Here is a 1007-nt window from a genome sequence, read left to right on the forward strand (position 1 = left end):
CGGCGCGGTGCCGTCCCGCCCCGCCGCCGGGCGGTGCAGGGGTCAGGCGGGGAAGACGAAGACGCGGTCCTTGCCGGTCTTGCCGACCACGGCGGCGATGCCGTCCGCGACGTCCTGCGGGGTGATCGGGGCGAGCGTCCCGTTCTTGCGGGTCTTGGACTTGTCGAAGATGCCGCCCAGGGCCGTGTCCAGCTTGTCCAGGTCCCAGGTGAGGACGATCTTGCCGGAGGCGTCCGGGGCCAGGGTCAGCGCCTTGGCCGCCGTCAGCTTGCCGAAGTCCCAGCTCTTGGCGCCGGCCCTCAGGGTGATCCGGCCGGCCAGCACCTGCTTGCCGAGGTCGGCGGCGGCCGCCTGCAGCGCGTCCTCGCCGACCTTCGGCTTGGCGGCCGTCAGGGGGAGCGAGACCTCGGTGTCCGGCTTGCCGGCGGCGCGGTCGCGGTAGGCCTGCTCGACCTGGGCGGCCGCCGAGGCGGAGTCCAGGGCCTGCCCCGCCTTGCCGGGGACCACCTCGGTACCGCCGGCCTCGGTGAAGCGGACGTGGCCCTCGGTGAGGCCCTGCCCGGACTTGGCGGCCAGACCGTCCAGCGCGGCCTTCAGCTTCGCGGAGTCGACGGTGACGGTCGGCTCGACCGCCTTGGTGCCGCCGGCCAGCGCGCCGATCACCTCGACCGGGTTGTAGCTGTGCTTGGTCAGCGCGTCCACCGTGGCGGTGGTGTCGAAGGCCAGGCCCGCCGTGGCGGGGTCGAGGGCGAGCGCCTGGCCGCCGACCTTGAGCTTGATCGGCGCCTTGCCGGTCTTGGCGACCGAGGCGTCCAGGGCGCTGATCGCCTGGTCGCGGCTGTCGCCCCCGATGTCGGTGCCGAGCACGGTGGTGCCCTTGGGGATGTCGGCCTGGTTGAGCATCAGCCCGGTGCCGTACGCGGCCGCACCGGCGAAGAGCAGGCCGCCCACGGCGTAGCCGGCCAGCTTGCGGGCCTTCCCGCGGCGCTTGGGGGCCGGCTCCGCGG

1 protein-coding gene is annotated in these 1007 nt (G+C 74.5%); it reads right to left on the reverse strand.

What is annotated here, in order from left to right:
- Positions 1–42: 42 nt before the first annotated feature.
- Positions 43–1007, reverse strand: a 965-nt coding sequence (locus ACFV0G_RS39645) for a peptidoglycan binding domain-containing protein (protein WP_380558875.1), incomplete at its 5' end; no start/stop codon positions are given.

The organism is Kitasatospora sp. NPDC059571 (assembly GCF_042735675.1).
Lineage (GTDB): Bacteria > Actinomycetota > Actinomycetes > Streptomycetales > Streptomycetaceae > Kitasatospora.